Source organism: Winogradskyella sp. (assembly GCF_013213835.1).
Lineage (GTDB): Bacteria > Bacteroidota > Bacteroidia > Flavobacteriales > Flavobacteriaceae > Winogradskyella.
Map to the genome: position 1 here is coordinate 61690 of NZ_JABSSU010000001.1, position 21488 is coordinate 83177.

The window sequence follows — 21488 nt, forward strand, 5'->3', positions numbered from 1 at the left end:
CCCACTGTCGTGGGAAGTAAACATGACTGAAGGAAATTTTGTTGATTACGTAAAAATGCACGTCGCTTCCGGAAATGGAGGTAAAGGTTCTGCGCATTTACATCGTGAAAAATACATAGCTAAAGGTGGACCAGACGGTGGCGATGGTGGTCGTGGTGGACACGTTATTATAAAAGGAAATGGTAATCTTTGGACACTACTTCACCTTAAATTTAAGAGGCATATAAAGGCTGGTCATGGCGCACATGGGAGTTCAGGTAGAAGTACAGGTGCTGATGGTGAAGATGCTATTATTGAAGTGCCATTAGGAACTGTAATCAGAGATACTGAAACCAATAACATCTTATTTGAAATCACAGAAGACGGCGAAGAACGTATTGTTGCTGAAGGTGGAAAAGGAGGTCGCGGAAATTGGCATTTTAAGAGTTCTGTAAATCAAACACCAAGATATGCGCAACCTGGTATTCCGCTCGAAGAAAAAAATATCACTTTAGAACTTAAAGTATTAGCAGATGTTGGTTTGGTCGGGTTTCCAAATGCAGGAAAATCTACATTACTTTCCGTGTTGACTTCTGCAAAACCAAAAATTGCCGATTACGAGTTTACCACATTAAAACCTAATCTTGGAATTGTGAAGTATCGCGACTACCAATCTTTTGTAATGGCAGATATACCTGGTATTATTGAAGGTGCAGCAGAAGGCAAAGGTTTAGGGTATTATTTTTTAAGACATATAGAACGTAATTCTATTTTGTTGTTTTTAATTCCTGCTGATGCTAAGGATATCGTCGAGCAATATGAAATTTTGGTTGATGAATTAAGACGCTACAATCCTGAAATGTTAGATAAAGAACGCTATGTAGTTATTTCAAAATCTGATATGTTAGATGATGAGTTAAAGTCTGAAATATCTACAATACTAGATAAGGATTTAGAAGCAGATTATATGTTTATTTCATCTGTAGCACAACAAGGACTAACCGAACTTAAGGATAAACTTTGGCGAATGCTTAATGACTAAGGCTTTCTTCACATGAAAGACACCATTAAAAACATTGTAGAATATAATGACAATAAACTCAGTAAGGGTTTTGCGTTTTTTATTCAGTTTTTAATTGTGCTATCTGTAATAACGTTTTCAATAGAAACACTACCTAATTTAAAACCACGAACACAACACATTCTAAACTCTATTGAAATTTTTTGTGTTGTTGTATTTATCTTAGAATATTTAGCTAGAATATTAGTGTCTGAAAAAAAATTGAAATTTATTTTTAGTTTTTTCGGACTGATAGATTTGTTTGCTATTCTTCCTTTTTATCTCTCATTTGGTGTTGATTTAAGGTCGTTGAGAGTGCTGAGAATGTTCCGATTATTTAGGCTTTTAAAATTGGTGAGATACAACAAGGCTATGCGACATTTTGCTAAAGCTATGATGTTGGCAAAAGAGCAAATCATACTGTTTATGGGTGTGACTTTGGTCCTCATCTATTTTGCGGCAATTGGTATATATTATTTTGAAAACGAAGCACAACCAGAGCATTTTTCTTCAATTTTTGATAGTCTTTGGTGGTCTATCGTAACACTAACGACAGTAGGTTATGGTGATGTTTATCCTATTACTGTTGGTGGTAGAATTTTTACTTTTTTCATCCTTCTTATTGGTTTAGGTATTGTTGCGATTCCTACAGGAATTATTTCATCTTCCTTGACAAAAGTTGTTGAACCTAATGATGATAGCGAATAGTTAAAAGTTTCTTCTCGATATCATTTTTTAATATCTTTAAAAGAAAAATAATGAAGCCTTTAAGATATTTTATCGTATTTCTCATATGCTTTTCATGTGGTCCATTGATTAACTATGACTATGAGAAAACCACAAACTTTTCAAAATACAAAACTTACAATTATTTTGATGATATGAATACTGGTTTGAGTCAATTAGATACCAAGCGAATTGTAAGGGCTATTGATGATAAATTGGCAACAATGGGTTTGTCACGTTCTGAGAATCCAGATTTTTATATCGATATTCAAAGTGAAGAGATACAAAATAGAAGTAATTCAAATATTGGTGTTGGCGCTGGTGGTACTGGTGGTAATGTAGGTGGTGGAGTATCTATAGGTTTCCCAATTGGTGGAAATCAAAATACGAGACAAATCAAGATTGATTTTGTAGATAAGCAGCAAAATGAAAAATTATTTTGGCAAGCAGTTAGCGAAAGCACCTATAGACAAAATGCTTCACCTGAAAAACGAGAAGAAGCTTTCGTAAAATTAGTTGAAAAGATTTTTAGTCAATATCCACCTAAGTAACAAATCTTACAAGACACCTTTAAGAATTAAATTAAACATTTTATTAAGATAAAGCGGTTGCGAATCATTATATTTTTGATGTAATTATATTTCAATATGACAAAATATTTTTGGCTATTTTTCATTTCTTCAATCAGTTTTGCTCAAACCTCAATAGAGAAAACTAAAACCTTAATCGAAAACAAGAAATTCGCAAAGGCTGAATTAGAAATCAAAAGTTATTTAGATTCACATCCTAATGACATTGAGGCGATTGAGTTATTTGGTGATACTTTTGGACATCAAAAAAAGTGGGATGAAGCTATAGTTCAATACAAGAAACTCGTTGATAAAGCATCGAATAATGCGAATTACCAATATAAATATGGTGGAGCTTTAGGCATGAAGGCGCTTAGTGTGAGCAAGTTTAAAGCACTTGGGATTATTGGTGATGTAAAAAAAGCATTTTTAAAAGCTGCAGAACTTGATCCTAATCATATTGATGCCAGATGGGCATTAGTTGAACTGTATATGTCACTTCCAGGTATTGTTGGTGGAAGTAAATCAAAAGCGCTTAAATATGCCAATCAATTAGAAAGTCTATCTAAAGTTGACGGATATTTGGCAAAAGGCTATATCTATGAATATGATGATGAGCCTGAACTTGCCGAGAAATATTATAAAATGGCCATTAAAGTTGGAGGTTCAATTACCTGTTATGACAAACTAACTAACTTTTATGAAGGTCAAGAACAGCCAGATAAGGCTATCAATAACTTAGAACAAGCACATCAAGTACATCAACGTAATGCCATGCATTATCAAATAGGTAAAGTATGTGCGGATTATAATATTCAACTAGAAAAAGGTGAAAAATGCTTGAAAACTTATCTTAATAACTATTCCGCTAAAGATGGTGTTCCAAGGGCATGGGCTTACTATCGCTTGGCTCAAATTTACAAGCATAAAAAGGATAAGGATGAGGCCTTAAAGTGGATTGAAAAGGCCATTGTAGGTTTACCAAAAATTAAAGTATTTAAAGAGGAAAAAGCGTCAATATTAAATATTTAAGGAGTGATACATAAGTTTTGTTTATGTATTTCATATCTATTATTTATACCTTAAATATCTGTTAATACGCAATTTCATGATAGTATTACTATTATCTTTGCAATTAAATGTTTTAAAGATGGATAGTTTACTATCAAACATAAAAATTGCTGTACCAGATAAGATCTACATTAAAGATCCTGAGTCTTCAGATTTGGGAAAACGCATTATTGAGCACAGCATTATACTAATCGACGAGATAGGTTTTGATAGCTTTACTTTTAAAAAGCTTGGGGTAAGAATTGGCTCTAATGAAAGTTCAATTTACCGTTATTTTGAAAGTAAACATAAGTTATTACTATATCTTACATCAAGGTATTGGGCATGGGTTGAATATCAATTGGTATTTGCTACGCACAACGTACCGGATGATAATACAAAATTGACTAAGGCAATTGAGGTTATTACAAGAACAATTAAAGAGGATGTGACGTTCACACATATAAATGAAGTTGTTCTTAATCGGATTGTAATTAATGAATACTCAAAATCTTACTTAACGAAAGAAGTAGATAGCGAAAACAAAGAAGGTTATTTTGTACTATACAAGCGTCTCATTAGACGATTGAGTGAGATGATCACTAAGGTGAATAAGGATTATCAGTTCCCTTCAAGCTTGGCAAGTACCATTGTTGAAGGTGCCTTACATCAACATTTTTTAAAATCACATTTTATTTCAATTACAGATTGTAACGATAAGGTTACACCAACAAAGTTCTTCATCAACCTAACTCAGAACGTTTTAAATATAAAAACAAATGGATCAAAATAAACCACTATTAACACCATGGCAAAGATTTGTCGGTATACTAAAATTAGAGCGAAAAGACATCACTCAAGTTTTATATTATGCAGTATTTTCGGGGTTAATAGCATTAACTCTTCCACTTGGGATACAAGCAATTATTAATCTTATTCAAGGTGCACAAGTCAGTACATCTTGGATTGTGTTGGTCATTTTGGTGACATTAGGTGTTGCCTTCGTAGGTATTTTACAGCTGATGCAGATGCGTATTATTGAAACCATTCAGCAACGTATTTTTATGCGAGCATCTTTTGAATTCATCTACAGATTTCCGAAGATAAAGATGAATGAGCTAGAGAACTATTATCCACCAGAATTGGCAAATCGTTTTTTTGATGTATTAAACATACAAAAAGGACTAGCGAAGCTTTTGTTAGATGTACCTGCAGCTACATTACAGATTGTGTTTGCGTTAATATTACTATCATTATATCATCCATTCTTCATAGCATTTGGAATTTTATTAGTTGTCCTTATTTATATTGTTTTCAAGTATACAATAGAGCGTGGTATGGTGACAAGTCTTAAGGAGTCTAAGCAAAAGTATAAGGTTGCACATTGGATTCAAGAGGTTGCGCGTTCAATAACTAGTTTTAAAATGTCTGGTAAAACCACTATGGCATTAAATAAAAATGATTATTTGGTGGATGGTTACTTAAAAGATCGTGAGAGTCACTTTAAGATATTGGTCTTACAGTTTATTCAAATGATAGGATTTAAGGTTATTGTAACAGCAGGATTATTAGTTATTGGTGGCTTACTCGTTTTAAATCAAGAAATGAATATTGGTCAGTTTGTAGCAGCTGAGATTATCATTTTATTGATTATTACGTCTGTAGAAAAACTAATCTTAGGTTTAGAATCCTTTTATGACGTTTTAACATCTCTAGAAAAGATGGGGCAAGTTGTTGATAAGAGGATTGAAAGTCAAGAAGGTGAAGACCCAAATTTCACGGATGATTTCTCTATTGAATTAGATGATGTGACATACTCTGTGCCAAGTAGACCAAATCCTATTCTTAAGAATATTTCATTCACCATTAAAGCGAAAAGTAGAATTTTAGTGCGTGGCGCGAGTGGAGCAGGAAAGTCTAGTTTACTCAGATTAATCGCAGATATAAATAATCCTACCGAAGGAGCAGTGTATTTAAATGACGTGAATCTTAAAAATATTCATGGAAATAAGTACAGATCAAATTTAGGGATTGCTCTATCAGATGAAACACCATTTGAGGGAACCATTATGGAAAATATAACCTTTGGTGATCCTAATGTTTCTGTAGAAGAAGTAAGAGAGGCACTGAAGAATGTAAGGTTGTTAGAGTACATTAAGGATACAGATAAAGGTTTAAATACAGTAATCTATCCTGAAGCTAAGCAAACATCATACACGGTTGCTAAAAAATTGATGCTTGCAAGAGCTATTGTACGTAAGCCAAAATTATTGTTACTCGAAGATCCTTTAGAACACTTTGAAAGAGATGAAGCAAGAGCCTTAATTAAATTCTTAACAGAAAAATCTAATCCTTGGACACTAATTGTGGTAAGTTTTAATAACGATTGGGCTAGTGAATGTACAGATACCATCACATTAAAAAAAGGACAAATAGTTTAAAGAAAAAGGTCATGTTAAATATATCTAGAAACCCATTGAATAAAAAGGTTGACTTAACGAAGTTTAAGTCTTCAAAACATGTTTTTAATAAAAACTATTATAAGCAATCAAGAAGATTTTTAGCAGGTTTTGCTATAGTTTGTCTTATTATACTTTTTCTACCTTGGACTCAGAATATTTCAGGTAGAGGTCAGGTAACTTCTTTAACACCAGAGCAAAGACCACAAACCATTCAATCGCCAATTCCTGGTAGTATTCAAAAATGGTATGTGCGAGAAGGTCAAGGTGTCAAGAAAGGTGACACCATTATGCAAATTGCTGAAATTAAAAGTGACTATTTCGATCCTAATTTAGTTGAGAGAACTCAGCAACAAAGAGATGCTAAAGAGTTTTCTGCGAAATCTTATCAGGAAACCGTAAGAGCACAAGATGTTAGAATTGGTGCATTACAAAATGAGAGAGTTCTTAAATTAGAGCAAGCTCAAAATAAATTGGCTCAGGCCATTCAAAAAGTAAAGGCTGACAGCATTGATTTGGTGGCAGCACGCACAAATCTGCGAATTGCTCAAATTAAGTATAATCGAGCAGACACTTTATTAAAGGATGGTTTTGTAGCACGAAAAAATCTTGAGGATGCTGCAATAAAACTTCAAGAAACCCAAGCTAAAGAGACCTCTCAAGAAGCTAAACTTTTAGTGAGTAAAGCGGAGGTTACAAATGCGAAGTTAGAAATCAACCGTGTGAAACAGGAATTTTCAGATAAAATATCTAAAGCGAGAAGTGAGAAATTTAAAGCACAGTCAAGTCAATTTAGTACAGAAGCTGATGTTCAGAAATTAGAAAATCAAGTTTCTAATTACCAGTTAAGGAGAAATATGCAATTCATCACTGCACCATATGACGGATTTATTAATACAGCATTTAGAGGTGGAGTTGGGCAAACGTTTAAAGAAGGTGAAGAATTGGTTGGTATTATACCGGATAATATAGATTTAGCAGTTGAAACCTATGTAAGACCGATAGATTTACCTTTAATGCATGTAGGTGAGAAGGTAAGAATTCAGTTCGATGGTTGGCCTGCAATTATCTTTAGTGGTTGGCCAAATGTATCATATGGTACATATGGTGCTGAGGTTGTTGCCGTAGAACGTTTTATAAGTTCTAATGGTAAATTTAGAATACTGTTAAAGCCAGATCCTGAAGATCATCCATGGCCAGATGAAATAAGAGCTGGTTCAGGTGCCTTTACAATGGCGCTTTTAGAAGATGTACCAATTTGGTTTGAGTTATGGCGTCAACTTAATGGATTCCCTCCAAACTATTATCAACCTGTTGAAAGTGGTAAGTCCAAAAAAGATAAAAAGTAACTATGAAGTATCTAAGCACATTACTTATTGTTTTTATCAGCTTATTTAGCTTTGGGCAAGAAGAGGAGCTTTCAGAAGTTTTACGATTTGATGAGTATTTAGGTTATGTAAAAAAGTTTCATCCTATTGTTAAGCAAGCGGAGCTTGTAATAGATGAAAGTCAAGCTAAACTCTTAAAGTCTAGAGGAGCTTTTGATCCGAAGTTTGAAGTTGATTATGATAGAAAAAAGTTTAAAGGCACCGAATATTTCGATAGATTAAATGGTATGTTTAAGATACCAACTTGGTATGGTATTGAACTCAAAGCCACCTTCGAAGAAAACACTGGCGATTTTTTAAATCCGCAAGGTTTTGTTCCAGATGAAGGATTGTATTCTGCAGGTGTAAAATTACCTGTTGCTCAAGGATTGTTGATTAATGATAGAATGGCTTCATTAAAGCAAGCAAAGTTGTTTAGAGAACAAGCTAAAGCGGACAGAGATATTTTTGTCAACAATATACTTTTTGAAGCTTCTATAGCTTACTTCAAATGGTTACAAGCTTATAATGAGTTTCAAGTATTTGGTAATTTCCTCGTCAATGCGCAATTGCGTTTTAGAGGTGTAGAACGTGGTGCAGAAGTTGGGGAGCGTGCTGAAATTGATGTTGTGGAAGCACGAATAGCTATCAATCAGAGACGCTTAAGTCAAGAGCAGGCTAGGGTTAAGCTGATGAAGGCTGCTTTAGAACTTTCGACTTTTTTATGGTTAGAAAATAATATACCTGTAGAATTGCAAGACAATGTGGTTCCAGATATTCAGTCTGAACCTATTATAGATGACGTTTTTACTATCAATGAATTGATTGAAGATGATAACATCATTGAGACGCATCCAAAAATGTTATCCTTAGATTATAAGTTACAGAGTTTAGAGGTGAATTCAAGATTGAAGGCTAATAAATTATTGCCTAAGGTAGATTTAGAATACAATTTTATTACCGAGAATCCTGATGTGGCCCGTTCTTTCAATACGGCTGAATACAAAGGTGGAGTTAATGTGAGTTTTCCTCTCTTTTTAAGAAAAGAAAGAGGTGATTTGAGATTGGCCAAGCTGAAAGTACAAGATACTGAGTTCGAAATTGATGCAACAAGAGTTAATCTTTTAAACAAAATAAATGCCATTAGACAAGAGCTAAATTCTTTTATAAGTCAGAACGACATTCTTACGCAGATGGTTACAGATTCGGAAGCGATGTTAGCTGCAGAAGAACGAAAATTTCAACTTGGGGAGAGTTCTCTGTTTTTAGTGAATTCTCGTGAATCAAAACTTATTGAAGGTCAGTTAAAAGCTGTAGAATTACAGTTTAAGTTTTTCAGTACTAAAGCAAAGTTATTTAATAGTTTAGCAGTTAATCCAGATCTTTAAGAAGCAGAAAGTGGACGCTTGTTGTTAATGTTTGTGCGTAAATGTAAATTGTTCAATTTTTTAGATCAGATTTAAATCCACTTATTTGGATATTGAAAATTGTAATTTGATATTTGTTATATGAACGTACATTTTATTGCCATTGGTGGTGCAGCAATGCACAATTTAGCTTTAGCTCTTCATAATAAAGGATACAACGTTACAGGAAGTGACGATACTATATTCGATCCCTCAAAATCGAGATTAGAATCTAAAGGATTGTTACCTGAAGTTTTTGGTTGGTTACCAGAAAAAATAACAACTCAATTAGATGCTATCGTTCTTGGTATGCATGCTAAAGAAGACAATCCTGAACTTTTAGAGGCACAAGAATTAGGCTTGAAGATTTATAGTTATCCTGAGTTTCTTTATGAGCAATCTAAACATAAAACTCGTGTTGTGATTAGTGGTAGTCATGGTAAAACAACTATCACTTCTATGATTCTCCATGTAATGCAATATCACGACAGAGATGTAGACTTTATGGTTGGGGCTCAACTAGAAGGTTTTGATGTTATGGTAAAACTTACCGAAGACAATGATTTTATTGTTTTAGAAGGTGACGAATATTTATGTTCACCAATAGATAGACGACCAAAATTTCATTTGTACAAGCCGAACATTGCTTTACTAAGCGGTATCGCTTGGGATCATATTAATGTTTTTCCTACCTATGAAAATTATGTGGAGCAATTCAAAATATTTGTAGATTCAATTGTTTTAGGTGGAAGCATTAATTACAATGAAGAAGATGAAGAAGTAAAACGTGTAGTTGAAGCTTCTGAGAACCAAATCAGAAAAATTCCTTACCAAACACCGGAGTACATTGTAGAAGATGGTGATACGTTATTAGAAACGCCTGAAGGTCCTATGCCAATTGAGGTTTTTGGAGCGCATAACCTTAATAATTTGGCAGGAGCAAAATGGATTTGCCAACATATGGGTATTGATGAAGACGATTTCTATGAAGCCATTTCTACTTTTAAAGGTGCGAGTAAACGCTTAGAAAAGATAGCAGAAACCGCAACAAGTGTGGCCTACAAAGATTTTGCACATTCACCTAGTAAAGTAAAGGCAACAACAAATGCTGTTAAAAATCAATACAAAGAAAGAAATCTTGTAGCATGTTTAGAGTTGCACACATACAGTAGTCTTAATGCAGAATTTTTAAAAGAGTACAAAGGTGCTTTAGATGCCGCAGATGTTGCAGTTGTGTTTTATTCACCTCATGCAGTACAAATAAAAAAGTTAGAAGAAGTTACTCATCAACAAATAGCATTAGCATTTGAAAGAGACGATCTAATTATATATACCAATCCTGAGGATTTTAAAGACTACTTATTCTCACAAAACTATAGTAATAAATCATTACTTCTTATGAGTTCTGGTAATTATGGTGGCTTAGACTTTGATGAGGTAAGAGCATTGTTCTAATTGTTTTTTACTCAACCTTTTTACAGATTTGTTTCTTTTTCAGATGGAATTTGTCAGTATTTGTTAAAGAAAAAACGCTGATTTACTGTGTTTTACTTAACCGATGTTAATATTTATTATTAAATGTGTTTGTATATTGCCTTACATAAATTTTTCAATAAGCCTCAAGTTTGAATTACTCAGAAATTCATTTATCAATTGTAAAGCATCTTGTCGAGAATACTTTTAAGCATACCTACAAAGCCAATAGTATTGAAGATATTCTCTGGGATGTGGCATACAACTGCTCTAGACTTCTAGGCCTAGAGGATATGGTTATTTATGTATATGATCCTGATCAAAATATTTTAGTTCAGAAGGCATCCTTCGGAGAAAAGGAGTATGAGTCAAGAAAAGTCACTGACCCGATTATCATTGAAATGGGAAAGGGTATTACAGGTTATGTCGCTGAATCAAAAGTCCCAGAAATTGTTAATGATTGTTCAGAAGATAGTCGCTATGTTGTGGATGATAAACAAAAACATTCAGAGATATCAGTTCCGCTAGTATTTGAAGATCAGCTAATTGGTGTTATAGATTCTGAGCATTCTAATAAGAACTATTTCACACAACACCATCTTGATATTTTTAATAGTATTTCGTCTATATGTGCTGTAAAAATAGCAGAGATGATTGCTAATACGGAAAATGAAGGTTTAGCAAGATTTTTTAATGAGGCACCTTTCCCTAAAATTAGACTTAGCTATGATGGATATGTTATCAATAAGAACAAGATAGCACATATAGCTCTTGAGAAATGGGGTGTTGAAAATGGAAAAGTTGTTAGTCCAAGGATATTAGGCTTAATTCGCGTTGCCTTAAAATTAAATAAGGAGAAAACAATTGAAATTGACATCGATGGTGATACTTACAATTTTACTTTTGCACCCATTGTAGAAAAGAAATATGTAAATGTATATTCAAATAATATTACAGATGTTAAGAAAGCACAACTAAGTGCTGAGAAGGCTAATAAGGTTAAAGATAAGTTTTTATCGGTGATTAGTCACGAAATTAGAACTCCACTTAATGCGATTATTGGTTCCTTAAATTTATTGAGACTTGATAGTTTAACTGAAAATCAATTATCACATTTAGAAACGGTAGATTTTGCAAGTGAAAAATTACTGGTGCTGTTAAATAACATACTTGATGTTGAAAAAATCGAGGCTCAAGAAGTAATAATTGACAACGGCCTTTTTAATTTAGGTAAACTACTTGATAACTTAAAGAAAACCCTTTCCTTTGAGAGTGAGAGAAAAGGAAATACTTTAGATTTTAATATTGAAAAGAATGCATACAATACTTTCTATGGTGACGAAACTAAAATCTATCAGATTCTATTTAACCTTTTGAGTAATGCTATAAAGTTTACTGATACAGGCCATATCTCGTTGTCAGTGACAAGTATATCTAATTCTGAAGATAAGCACAGGTTTAGTTTTCAATTAACAGATACAGGTATTGGTATTTCTGAAAATAAGTTAAAGTATATTTTTAAACCCTTTCAACAAGCAGAGAGCTCAATCTCTAGACGATACGGCGGAACTGGTTTAGGATTGGCAATTTCTAAGAGCTTGGTAGAACTGCTTGGTGGTCACATAACTGTGAGTAGCTTAGAAGGTGAGGGAACAACATTTGTGGTTTATTTAGATTTGCAAAAATCTGAGCCCGAGAAGGTAAAACCAGAAGCAAGGTTAATAGAGAAAAAGACAGCATTTAATTCAAACCTTCTTAAGAATGTAAACGTATTATTGGTTGATGATAACAGAATTAATCTAAAAATTGGTGGGCAGTTTTTAGAGAGATTTGGTGCCAGTTTAATTACAGCTGAGAACGGAAAAATGGCTGTAGAACTCTTTAAAAATAATCAATTAGACTTGATTTTAATGGATGTTCATATGCCTGTTTGCGATGGTTTTGAAGCCACTAAAGTGATCAGAGCATCAAATTCAGATAACAGTAATGTACCTATAATTGCTGTTACTGCAGATGTCACCAAAGAAAATAGAAAAATGGGTGAGAAAGTCGGTGTTAATGGCTTCATTTCTAAACCATTTAGTCCACAGAGCTTTATTGATACCATTCAGTCTGTTTTAGATAAGTGTCATGCCTAGTCAAAAACTTTATCCAAAAACTGTCTAACACTTTCCTGATTGATCCTAATTAGTTCCTCTCGTGCAGCATTGGTGTCGCTGGTTTTCTTGTCTTGCGAAAGCTTAAATTTACCTTCCCATTGTTCAATTTGTATTTCAAACATTTTAATATAATCGAGATTGGTATTTAATCTAGGATTATTTGGGTCTAAAACATATTTGTGCTCCGGCGCTTCTAAAAATTCGGTCATTGTAATTAAAGATTGTTTTAATGATTCCTTACTTTCAATAGCCTTAACTTTTCCTTTTAGGTGCACCTTAATGTAGTTCCATGTTGGTAATTGGGTGGTTGAGTATACTGTTGGTGATATATAACATTGCGGTCCGGTAAATAAAACAGTAACCTCATTATTGTTTTTAAGAAGTTCTGCTTGCGGATTAAAAATATCTATATGACCTATAAGCTTTTCATTATCATAAATAAGAGGTAAGTGTGTAATAAAAGGTTGGTTATTTTCAATAGAGATAACAGTTGCTAATGGATAAGCTTTTATAACTTCAATTATATGAGCTTTATTATCTTCTTGGTGGTGTTTAGGTGGATATTTCATTACACTCCAAACTGTTTTAAATGATGATCTAAATGTTTGTATTGTAGTTGTCCCCATTGGTCTGGTGTAAATGTGCCAAAATAAGGATGCGGTTGCCAATCGGTTTTTTCTTTTTCATTGGAAAAGTCATGAATTAAGTTTTTCAATATTTCTTTTTCGTGTACAAATTCATGAGAATCCACCACGATATATTGTTCAACTGTTGGTAGGTTACGCTTCCAAGGTTTATCATTGTACATTGTTGGTTTAAAGGCTTTAAATAATAGTTTTTTTAAAAAACCTATGTTTTTTGTTTGTAAAGGAGTAATTCCCAAACCTACTTGAAGTGGACCTTGACAGTGCTTTAGCATTTGTGCAACATCCATTTTGCCCCATTGCGCTGAAGATGTATCTGTCAAATTTTCAAGTCTTACTGTAATGTCGTTTAGACCTTCATCTGTAAACAATGATTTCATAATTTCTCAATTTCTTTAGACGCTTAAATTTACAATTTTTATATTTAGAGCATGTCAGAAAAGCCAACATCATTTTCTATTAAAAATTGGTCTCATAATGATCAACCTAGAGAGAAATTAAGAGACAAGGGAAAAGAGTTTTTAAGTGATGCGGAACTCGTTGCAATATTAATTGGTTCAGGTAACAGAGAGGAGAGTGCAGTAGATTTGTCTAAGCGAATATTAGCGTATGTGGATAACAATCTCAATACATTGGGAAAATTGACCATTAAGCAGTTGATGCAATTTAAAGGCATTGGTGAGGCTAAAGCAATTACAATTGCTGCGGCTTTAGAACTAGGTAGGCGCAGAAAATTAGGAGATGTTAAGAGACAAGATAAAATTGTCTCTAGCAAATCGGTTTTTGATATCATGCAGCCTATATTAGGTGAATTACCACACGAAGAGTTCTGGATTCTATACCTCAATAATTCTAATAAAGTTATTCAAAGAAGTCAATTAAGTAAAGGTGGCATTACTGGGACACTTGTAGATGTTCGCCTAGTGTTAAAGAATGCGCTAGAAGTTGGTGCAACAGCATTAATTTTATGTCATAATCATCCATCAGGAACATTAAAACCAAGCAAAGCTGATCGAGATATTACTCAAAAACTTAAAAATGCGGGCTATAGCTTAGACATTAAAATTTTAGATCACTTAATTGTTACTGAGCATGCTTACTTCAGTTTTGCTGATGAAGGTATCCTATAACTATTAACATTAATATTTAATTCTGTTTATAAGCTAATTACTTTCTAATTGGTATAGGAATTTGTTATTTTTAGTTTTTGGAATTGTCATTTGGGATGTTACTAGTTTATACGCATAATATTACACCAAGACTCACCTATATTTTTAAACATATAAGTAAAAGAATATTAGGAGTTGAGGTGAAGTTTACTTCAAAGATTGAGGATTTTATTGCGCACAGTAGTATTAAGATGTCATACACCAAACAGCCGCTGAGTAGTGAACTGCATGTTAGAAGTCATAAGTTGTTATTTGAAACTGGCTTGTCTGATATTGACATAAATGTGCAGACATGGGGAAAAACAAAAGGCTTTTTTGCTACTGGTGATCGCAGTGATTTACCATTTGATATTTTTGCAGCTTCCTTCTATTTGTTGAGCCGTTATGAGGAATATATGCCACATGTTAAAGATGAGTACGGTCGTTTTACAGCAAAAGAGAGTTTGGCATATAATAACGGATTTTTACATCAACCAGTTATAGATATTTGGGCTTATAGATTGAAGTCGGTTTTAGAAGAACGCTTTCCAGATTTTGATTTTCCTGAAAGAAAGTATGCTGTAAAACCGATAATTGATGTCCCAATGGCATTCTATTACAGAAAAAAGGGGTTGTTAAGAACAATTGGAGGTACACTTAATGATATCCGTAGACTGAAGCTAAAACAATTATATCAGCGCTACTTAGTATTACTTGGCATCAAACGAGATCCTTACGATACTTTTAATTGGATAATTGCCAAGCAAAAACAAACGTCATTTCAGTTTTTAGTGCTTTTTCTTGTGGGTGATTATTCGACCTATGATAAAGGTGTCAGTACTAATAAAAAAGTATTTGTAAGTTTAATTAAATCTATTGCAGACTATTCCAAGGTAGGGCTAAAGGTGTCTTATTTTGCATTAGAAAATATTTCAATTTTGAAAAAAGAAAAAACTAAAATTGAATCTATCACAAACAGAAATTTAAAGGCTGTAAGACATTCGTTTTCTAAGCTAAATATGCCATCAAGTTATAGAAATCACATAGAGTTAGAAATAGATGAAGACTATTCTATGGGCTATGTTGATACTTTAGGATTTAGAGCAAGTACGTGTACACCTTTTCAGTTCTATGATCTTGACTACGAGGTGCAAACTCCATTGCAGATAAATCCTTATCAATGTATGGATTTTGCCTTGTTAAGGCACCAATCTCAACTTGATAAATCAGAACATTTACAAAAATTAATTGACCAAGTTAAGGCTGTCAATGGTACATTTATTCCAGTTTTTCATAATTATACCTTCGGCAATATTGAACGTTGGAGTGGTTTTAGAACATTATTTAATCAAATTTTGGCATCAGCATAATGAAAGAAAAGTTAAAGCACGTTTTTTTCGATTTAGATCACACGTTATGGGATTTTGATAAGAATTCAGGTCTAACATTTGAAAAGATTTTTAGAATAAACAATATAGATGTTGAGTTAAGAACATTCTTAGATGTTTATGAGCCGATTAATTTCAATTATTGGAAACTTTATAGAGAAGAAAGAGTTACGAAATCCGCTTTAAGGTATGGAAGACTAAAAGATGCTTTTGATGCCGTTGGCGTATATGTTAGTGATTTTCAAATCAATCAATTGTCAGTGGCATATATAGATTATTTGACCACGTTTAATCATCTTTTTGATGGTACAATTGAGATCTTAGAATACTTAAAACATAAGTATGAATTGCACATAATCACAAACGGGTTTGAAGAGGCTCAAGAGAGAAAGATGAAAAATGCCAATATTAAACACTATTTTAAAACAATAACAAATTCTGAAATGGTTGGGGTTAAAAAACCAAACCCCAAAATATTTAATTTTGCCTTAGACTTGGCGAATGCAACACCAGAAGAAAGCATTATGATTGGGGATAGTCTTGAGGCAGATATTCAGGGTGCCGATAATATCGGAATGAAAACCATTCATTTTGATTATAAAGATGTAACCAACAACCATGACTTTAAGAGAGTCATAGATCTAAAATCCTTAATAAATTACCTTTAACGTATGATTGTCAATTTCAAATATCTACTTGTATTAATACTTTTTATTGCAGTACATTTCGTAGGTAGTGCTCAAAAGAATATGAATAACTATAAATATATTGTAGTACCTAAATCTTTTGATTTTACAAAAGGTGAAGATCAGTACCAATTAAGTTCAATCACAAAATTTTTATTTAATAAGTATGGTTTTGAAGCCTATTTTACAGACGAAGAATTACCCTACGATTTAAATCTCGAAAGATGTTTAGCCCTTACAGCTAGAATCAAAAAACCCAAAAAGGGATTCTTAGTGACGAAGTTAATTGTAGAATTAGAAGATTGTGATGGTGATATAATTTTCACTTCAAATATTGGTGATTCTAAACTAAAACAATATGACAGAGCATATAGTGAGTCATTGAGAGAAGCTATGAGGACTTTTGATGATATAGAGTATAAATATAAACCAATAGAAAATATACCATCGCCAGCTCCACCTACGACACCAGAAATAATAGAGGTTATTGAAGATGAAGAAGAGATAGAAGAGGAAATAGTTATGGTTGAGGTCGTTAAAGAAATTCAGAAGGAAGTGAATGAAAGCGATGAACTACCAACACTTACCTCTGTTGTGAAAGAAGATGTCATTCAATTAATGAATGGAAATCAAATAGCATTTATCATAAAGGAAACTTCAAATAAAGATTTATATATTCTTCACAATTACAAAGGTGTGCTTTATAAAAAAGATGATTTATGGGTTGCGGAATATTACAAAAGTGATAGCGCTGACTTAGTAATGAAATCGTTTAAAGTAAAATTCTAGTAACCATATTTTTCTTTCCACAGTGCCTTAAGATAATTGCGCTGCGCTTGTTCTCTAGAGTTGTTACCTGGATTATATAATGTAGTATTTTTTATTTCTTCAGGTAAAAATTCATGTTCTGCAAAGTTGTTTTTATAGTGATGTGCATATTTATAATCATCACCATAACCTAATTCTTTCATAAGTTTGGTTGATGCATTCCTAATTGAGAATGGCACTGACAGGTCACCAGTTTCCTTAACTAACTGTTGTGCTTTATTGATGGCTTCATAAGCAGCATTACTTTTAGGTGAACTTGCTAAATAGGTTGTACATTGACTTAGAATAATTCTAGATTCAGGATGACCGATTACAGATACTGCCTGAAATGTGTTATTCGCAATAACTAAGGCTGTCGGGTTAGCATTGCCAATATCTTCACTAGCTAAAATGAGCAATCTACGGGCTATGAATTTTACATCTTCACCACCTTCAATCATTCTAGCTAAGTAATAAACTGCTGCATTTGGGTCACTTCCACGTATAGATTTTATAAAAGCAGAGATGATATTGTAGTGTTGATCTCCAGTCTTGTCATAACTGGCAGCTTTGTTTTGAACTTGTTTCATTACCAATTCGTTAGTAATGACTATAGGTTCATTTTCAAAAGAAGTAACGAGAAGTTCAAAGATGTTTAATAGCTTTCTGGCATCTCCACCAGAAAGTCTGAGGATCATCTCGGTTTCCTTTAAATCAATATTCAAATTTGAAAGGATTTCATCTTCTGAAAGTGCTCGGTTTAATAATGCTTCTAAGTCACTTTTACTGAAGGCAGTTAAAGTGTAGACCTGACATCTTGAAAGTAGAGCCGAGATGACTTCAAAACTTGGGTTTTCTGTGGTAGCGCCAATTAATGTTACCCAACCTTTTTCAACCGCTTCAAGTAGAGAATCTTGTTGTGATTTACTAAAACGGTGAATCTCGTCTATAAATAAGATTGGATTTTTTGCAGTAAATAGGCCACCACTTTTTTTGGCTTTATCAATAACATCTCTAATGTCTTTTACACCAGAATTTATGGCGCTTAATTTAAAAAAAGGACGTTCAGATTCGTTGGCAATAATATTAGCGAGAGTCGTTTTTCCAATTCCAGGTGGACCCCAAAGAATCAAAGATGGTATAACACCACTCTTTATTTGATGATATAGCATACCGTCTTTACCAACCAAATGATGTTGACTTAAATAATCTTTTAAGCTTTTAGGTCTTAAACGTTCTGCTAAAGGGATGTTCATACTGTAAAATTAAGTAAAATCATACGTTCTAGATTGAAGTGCTGACAATATTTCATAAAATTGACTTTGGAAGAATAATTGACTAGAAATATGTAAATTTAATGATGTCATCACCACCATTCAAATACTCCAATAGCGTAATCATATATCCCTTATTGATAGTTTTTTTGGTATGGTTAGTTTTTTGGTATCAAATAAATATCGATTACAGCATTAAATCTTTTGGAATAAGACCATATAAGTTAGAAGGGTTGTTGGGGATTTTCACAAGTCCTTTTTTACACGCAGATTTAGATCATCTTTATAATAACTCCATTCCACTTCTTGTACTATCACTTGCCTTGTTCTATTTCTATAACAAAATTGCTTGGAAAGTTATTCTTTATGGAATTCTTCTTTCTGGTTTTTTAACTTGGTTAATAGGGAAATCCGGTAATCACATAGGGGCAAGTGGATTAATATATGTATTATTTAGTTTCATTTTCTTTAAAGGAATTTTTGCAAAACACTATAGATTAATAGCACTGTCATTGATGGTTATATTTCTTTATGGTAGCATGATTTGGTACGTGTTTCCAATAAAAGATGGCATGTCATGGGAAGGACATTTAGGTGGCTTAATAACTGGGTTGCTTTTTGCTTTTATATTTAGAAAGCAGGTAGCTAAACCAGAAAAATATGTTTGGGAACAACCAGATTATAATGAAGAAGATGATCCATTCATGAAACATTTTGATGAGAATGGTAATTTTATAGAAGTTTTACCTGAGGGTGAACCGGTGCAGGTTTCTCAAATAAAAGAAGAGCCTACCATCAACTACATTTTTAAAAAGAATGAAGATTGATTTCTACGAACGCTGTCTTACAGTTTCGTATAAAAACGCACCGCATGCAACAGATACATTTAAGGATGCAATGTTACCTAAAATTGGAAGTTTAGCCTTGTTGTCCACAACTTTTAGAACAGAAGGATTAATACCTTTTCCTTCAGAACCCATAACAATAGCACAAGGTTCATTTAAAGAAATATCATATATGTAATCATCAGCTTTCTCTGTAGCTGCAACAACTTTAATACCTGAAGATTGCATATAAAATACAGCATCTTTTATGTGATCAACCTTGCAAATTGGAATTTTAAAGATTGCGCCAGCACTTGTTTTTATAGTATCGCCATTTATTGGTGCCCCACCTTTTTTTTGAATTATAATACCTGAAACACCCGTGCACTCTGCTGTCCGTACTATTGCACCAAAATTTCGCACATCGCTTAATTGATCTAGCAATAAAAATAACGGAGTTTTTCCTGATTCAGTCACATTAAGAACTAAATCATCTATATTATGAAAGGCTATAGGTGAGATGTTAGCAACGGCGCCTTGGTGGTTACCTCCTTTACTTAAACGGTTTAGTTTTTCAATAGGGACATATGAGGAATTTATGCCTTCTGAACGCATTAAATGCTCAAGTTCTTGAAAAAGCTCACTGCGCAAACCTTTTTGAACAAATACTTTATCTATGGTCTTTCCAGACGTAATGGCTTCGATGATAGCTCTTATTCCGAAAATGGTTGTTTCATTTTTCATAATTAGGCAAAAGTATGAAAAACCATTATGTTATTTTATAAGATTCAAGATAACCCTAAATTTTAATAATCTTTTTGCTTAGTACTTTATCGTTACTAAATACCTTCAAAAAGTACATGCCATCCTCGTAATCAGAAAGATCTATAAACTTTGTGGTTGTTTCTATTAATTTATTGCCTAAAGCATTATAAACCTCAATTTTACTTATATTATTTGACGTATTAATATTTAAAATACCTTTTGTAGGGTTTGGAGTAAATGTTGTATTGTCTTCTGTTATTTCGTTTAAATTAAGTAATTCGTTACAAGGATCTAAATTAAAGTTAAGTTCTATTGGGTCGCCTGGGGTTAAATCTCTTCCTGTGAATGCTGCATAATCTGTTGGATATTTGTTTGCTCTAAAACTATAGTTTTGAAAAGTATTTGAGTCTTCACCTTGATTTGCTATACTACCAGAATTTGAATTTATCGGATGAATATATTCCCAAGCAATATCTTCTGAAGGTGTAATTTCAAAGAAACGGCCACTTGTACCTTCGCATATTAAGGTGTTTCCATTAGAGAGTCTTTGAGCGCTGCTAAGTATATGAGAAAAGAAATTACTCTGGTCTACAGGATCAGTGTATATATAGTCTGCTGCGATTGGGCCAAAAGCCATACCAGGTGTATAGGTGTATACTCCTGGGATTGAAATTGGAGGATTAATAATCATAGCTTCAGAAAATGAAGGAGAGCGGCCATTGCCATTATTAAAAAGAATAATTTTACCTTCATCAATAAATCCTGATTGTATAATATAAGGATAATGTTGTCCGTACAATATTCGATCTGCTTCTGTTCCTTGGTCATAGGACTGCGGGTTTCCCCATCTATATAAAAAGTCACCACCTTTACCATATAAACCGCCAGTACTTGAAGCTGCTTCAGCCGTTGTGGTAGAGTGGTCAATAATATAAATTTCACTTAAGTTTCTTGAACTTAAAACTATTTGGTCTAATGCTTCGTTGTATTGAATGGAATTTATATGAAGCCAATTAGAGCCGCCAATACCACCATTTAAAAAGTTGATATCTAACCTATTTGGACTTAAACTCACATCTCCAAAATTATCTTTTGTATTATCAAAATCTTGCACAAGATGATCATTGATATTCCATTCCCAAACAATAGTTGCTTCAGAAAAATTTAAAGGTGTAACCTCTATAATACGTTCGTTATATAAATCCGTTTCCGTTAATAAAACAGGATTTCTTCCAGCTTGTATTGCTTCTGCATTAGTCATTCTAGTGGCTGCTAATATTAAAATATTACCATTAGGCATTGGAAATACATCATGATGTTGTCTAACTTCGGGTGTGTCGTAAAAGTACTGCCATATTAAATTACCTTCCCAATTATACATTTCTACGACTCCGCCTTGACCACCAAATGAAATATCCGAGCTATTTGTTCTTCCTGCTCTTAGCAAATTACCGTTTTCCATCAAGTACACTGCATTACCTGGAGGAAATCCACTAGACCACTGGTTAATGACTTGGCCGCAATTATTAATTAAATAAGATTCTGTTGAAACAGTAAAAAGCGTATAACCCTCGAATACATCATCTGTAATTTGTATGTTACCAACAGTGTTTTGGCTATGGGCTAATTGTGCAATAAAAAGTACAGTAACTAGTAGTTTTTTAATCATCATATTTTCTTTTTCTAGCTTGGTAAAAATAAGAA

Annotated in this window: 20 protein-coding genes; 15 read left to right on the plus strand and 5 right to left on the minus strand. The window is 33.2% G+C overall.

Annotated elements, in window-relative coordinates:
• The first annotated feature begins 22 nt into the window (after window positions 1-22).
• The 10 genes from obgE (at window position 23) to HRU50_RS00340 (ending at window position 12227) form a co-directional block, all read left to right on the plus strand.
• Entirely contained in the window at window positions 23-1021 is a 999-nt protein-coding gene (obgE, locus tag HRU50_RS00295) for a GTPase ObgE (protein ID WP_296346922.1), read from the plus strand.
• 12 nt (window positions 1022-1033) lie between these two features.
• Window positions 1034-1747: an ion transporter gene (locus tag HRU50_RS00300; protein ID WP_296346923.1), complete on the plus strand. Its 714-nt coding sequence runs from the start codon at window positions 1034-1036 to the stop codon at window positions 1745-1747.
• A 50-nt stretch (window positions 1748-1797) separates the two neighbouring features.
• On the plus strand, window positions 1798-2316 hold the full coding sequence (locus HRU50_RS00305; protein WP_296346925.1) for a DUF4136 domain-containing protein: 519 nt from the start codon (window positions 1798-1800) through the stop codon (window positions 2314-2316).
• A 96-nt stretch (window positions 2317-2412) separates the two neighbouring features.
• On the plus strand, window positions 2413-3366 hold the full coding sequence (locus tag HRU50_RS00310) for a lipopolysaccharide assembly protein LapB (protein WP_296346928.1): 954 nt from the start codon (window positions 2413-2415) through the stop codon (window positions 3364-3366).
• A gap of 118 nt (window positions 3367-3484) precedes the next feature.
• Window positions 3485-4177 carry a TetR/AcrR family transcriptional regulator gene (locus HRU50_RS00315; RefSeq protein WP_296347706.1) on the plus strand — a complete coding sequence of 231 codons (693 nt, stop codon included), beginning with the start codon at window positions 3485-3487 and terminating at the stop codon, window positions 4175-4177.
• Window positions 4164-5825 (plus strand): ATP-binding cassette domain-containing protein, encoded by a 1662-nt coding sequence (locus HRU50_RS00320; RefSeq protein WP_296346929.1) that lies wholly within the window; start codon window positions 4164-4166, stop codon window positions 5823-5825. The genes HRU50_RS00315 and HRU50_RS00320 overlap by 14 nt, the downstream gene beginning before the upstream one ends.
• A gap of 11 nt (window positions 5826-5836) precedes the next feature.
• The gene (locus HRU50_RS00325; RefSeq protein ID WP_296346930.1) at window positions 5837-7192 is read left to right on the plus strand and encodes an HlyD family efflux transporter periplasmic adaptor subunit; all 1356 of its coding nucleotides are present in this window, start codon (window positions 5837-5839) and stop codon (window positions 7190-7192) included.
• Between the two features lie 2 nt (window positions 7193-7194).
• Entirely contained in the window at window positions 7195-8598 is a 1404-nt protein-coding gene (locus HRU50_RS00330) for a TolC family protein (RefSeq protein ID WP_296346932.1), read from the plus strand.
• A gap of 120 nt (window positions 8599-8718) precedes the next feature.
• On the plus strand, window positions 8719-10071 hold the full coding sequence (locus tag HRU50_RS00335; RefSeq protein ID WP_296346934.1) for a Mur ligase domain-containing protein: 1353 nt from the start codon (window positions 8719-8721) through the stop codon (window positions 10069-10071).
• A gap of 170 nt (window positions 10072-10241) precedes the next feature.
• Complete coding sequence (locus HRU50_RS00340; protein ID WP_296346936.1) at window positions 10242-12227, plus strand: ATP-binding protein; 1986 nt, start codon at window positions 10242-10244, stop codon at window positions 12225-12227.
• Here HRU50_RS00340 and HRU50_RS00345 read toward each other — a convergent pair.
• Together HRU50_RS00345 and HRU50_RS00350 are read right to left on the minus strand one after the other, a co-directional pair.
• The gene (locus HRU50_RS00345; RefSeq protein WP_296346938.1) at window positions 12224-12817 is read right to left on the minus strand and encodes an FMN-binding negative transcriptional regulator; all 594 of its coding nucleotides are present in this window, start codon (window positions 12815-12817) and stop codon (window positions 12224-12226) included. The two genes, HRU50_RS00340 and HRU50_RS00345, sit on opposite strands and share 4 nt — an antisense overlap.
• Entirely contained in the window at window positions 12817-13272 is a 456-nt protein-coding gene (locus HRU50_RS00350; RefSeq protein ID WP_296346940.1) for a DUF1569 domain-containing protein, read from the minus strand. Before HRU50_RS00350 ends, HRU50_RS00345 begins: the two co-directional genes overlap by 1 nt.
• A 51-nt stretch (window positions 13273-13323) precedes the next feature.
• Here HRU50_RS00350 and radC point away from each other — a divergent pair, with 51 nt between their 5' ends.
• From radC to HRU50_RS00370, 4 genes are all read left to right on the plus strand, one after another.
• Window positions 13324-14022, plus strand: a complete 699-nt coding sequence (gene radC, locus HRU50_RS00355) for a DNA repair protein RadC (RefSeq protein WP_296346942.1) — start codon at window positions 13324-13326, stop codon at window positions 14020-14022.
• 77 nt (window positions 14023-14099) lie between these two features.
• The gene (locus HRU50_RS00360) at window positions 14100-15410 is read left to right on the plus strand and encodes a polysaccharide deacetylase family protein (RefSeq protein ID WP_366927325.1); all 1311 of its coding nucleotides are present in this window, start codon (window positions 14100-14102) and stop codon (window positions 15408-15410) included.
• Window positions 15410-16096, plus strand: coding sequence for a YjjG family noncanonical pyrimidine nucleotidase (locus HRU50_RS00365; RefSeq protein WP_296346945.1), 687 nt, complete (start codon window positions 15410-15412; stop codon window positions 16094-16096). Before HRU50_RS00360 ends, HRU50_RS00365 begins: the two co-directional genes overlap by 1 nt.
• Before the next feature lie 3 nt (window positions 16097-16099).
• The gene (locus HRU50_RS00370) at window positions 16100-16903 is read left to right on the plus strand and encodes a hypothetical protein (protein ID WP_296346948.1); all 804 of its coding nucleotides are present in this window, start codon (window positions 16100-16102) and stop codon (window positions 16901-16903) included.
• Here HRU50_RS00370 and HRU50_RS00375 read toward each other — a convergent pair.
• Window positions 16900-18177: a replication-associated recombination protein A gene (locus HRU50_RS00375; protein ID WP_296346950.1), complete on the minus strand. Its 1278-nt coding sequence runs from the start codon at window positions 18175-18177 to the stop codon at window positions 16900-16902. The genes HRU50_RS00370 and HRU50_RS00375 overlap by 4 nt on opposite strands.
• A gap of 101 nt (window positions 18178-18278) precedes the next feature.
• On the opposite strand from HRU50_RS00375, the gene HRU50_RS00380 reads away from it, so the two are divergent.
• Entirely contained in the window at window positions 18279-19022 is a 744-nt protein-coding gene (locus HRU50_RS00380) for a rhomboid family intramembrane serine protease (RefSeq protein WP_296346952.1), read from the plus strand.
• 3 nt (window positions 19023-19025) lie between these two features.
• Here the strand turns inward: HRU50_RS00380 and rlmB are convergent, their stop codons facing one another.
• Together rlmB and HRU50_RS00390 are read right to left on the minus strand one after the other, a co-directional pair.
• Complete coding sequence (rlmB, locus tag HRU50_RS00385; protein ID WP_296346954.1) at window positions 19026-19763, minus strand: 23S rRNA (guanosine(2251)-2'-O)-methyltransferase RlmB; 738 nt, start codon at window positions 19761-19763, stop codon at window positions 19026-19028.
• 55 nt (window positions 19764-19818) lie between these two features.
• On the minus strand, window positions 19819-21456 hold the full coding sequence (locus HRU50_RS00390; protein WP_296346955.1) for an aryl-sulfate sulfotransferase: 1638 nt from the start codon (window positions 21454-21456) through the stop codon (window positions 19819-19821).
• Window positions 21457-21488 lie beyond the last annotated feature (32 nt).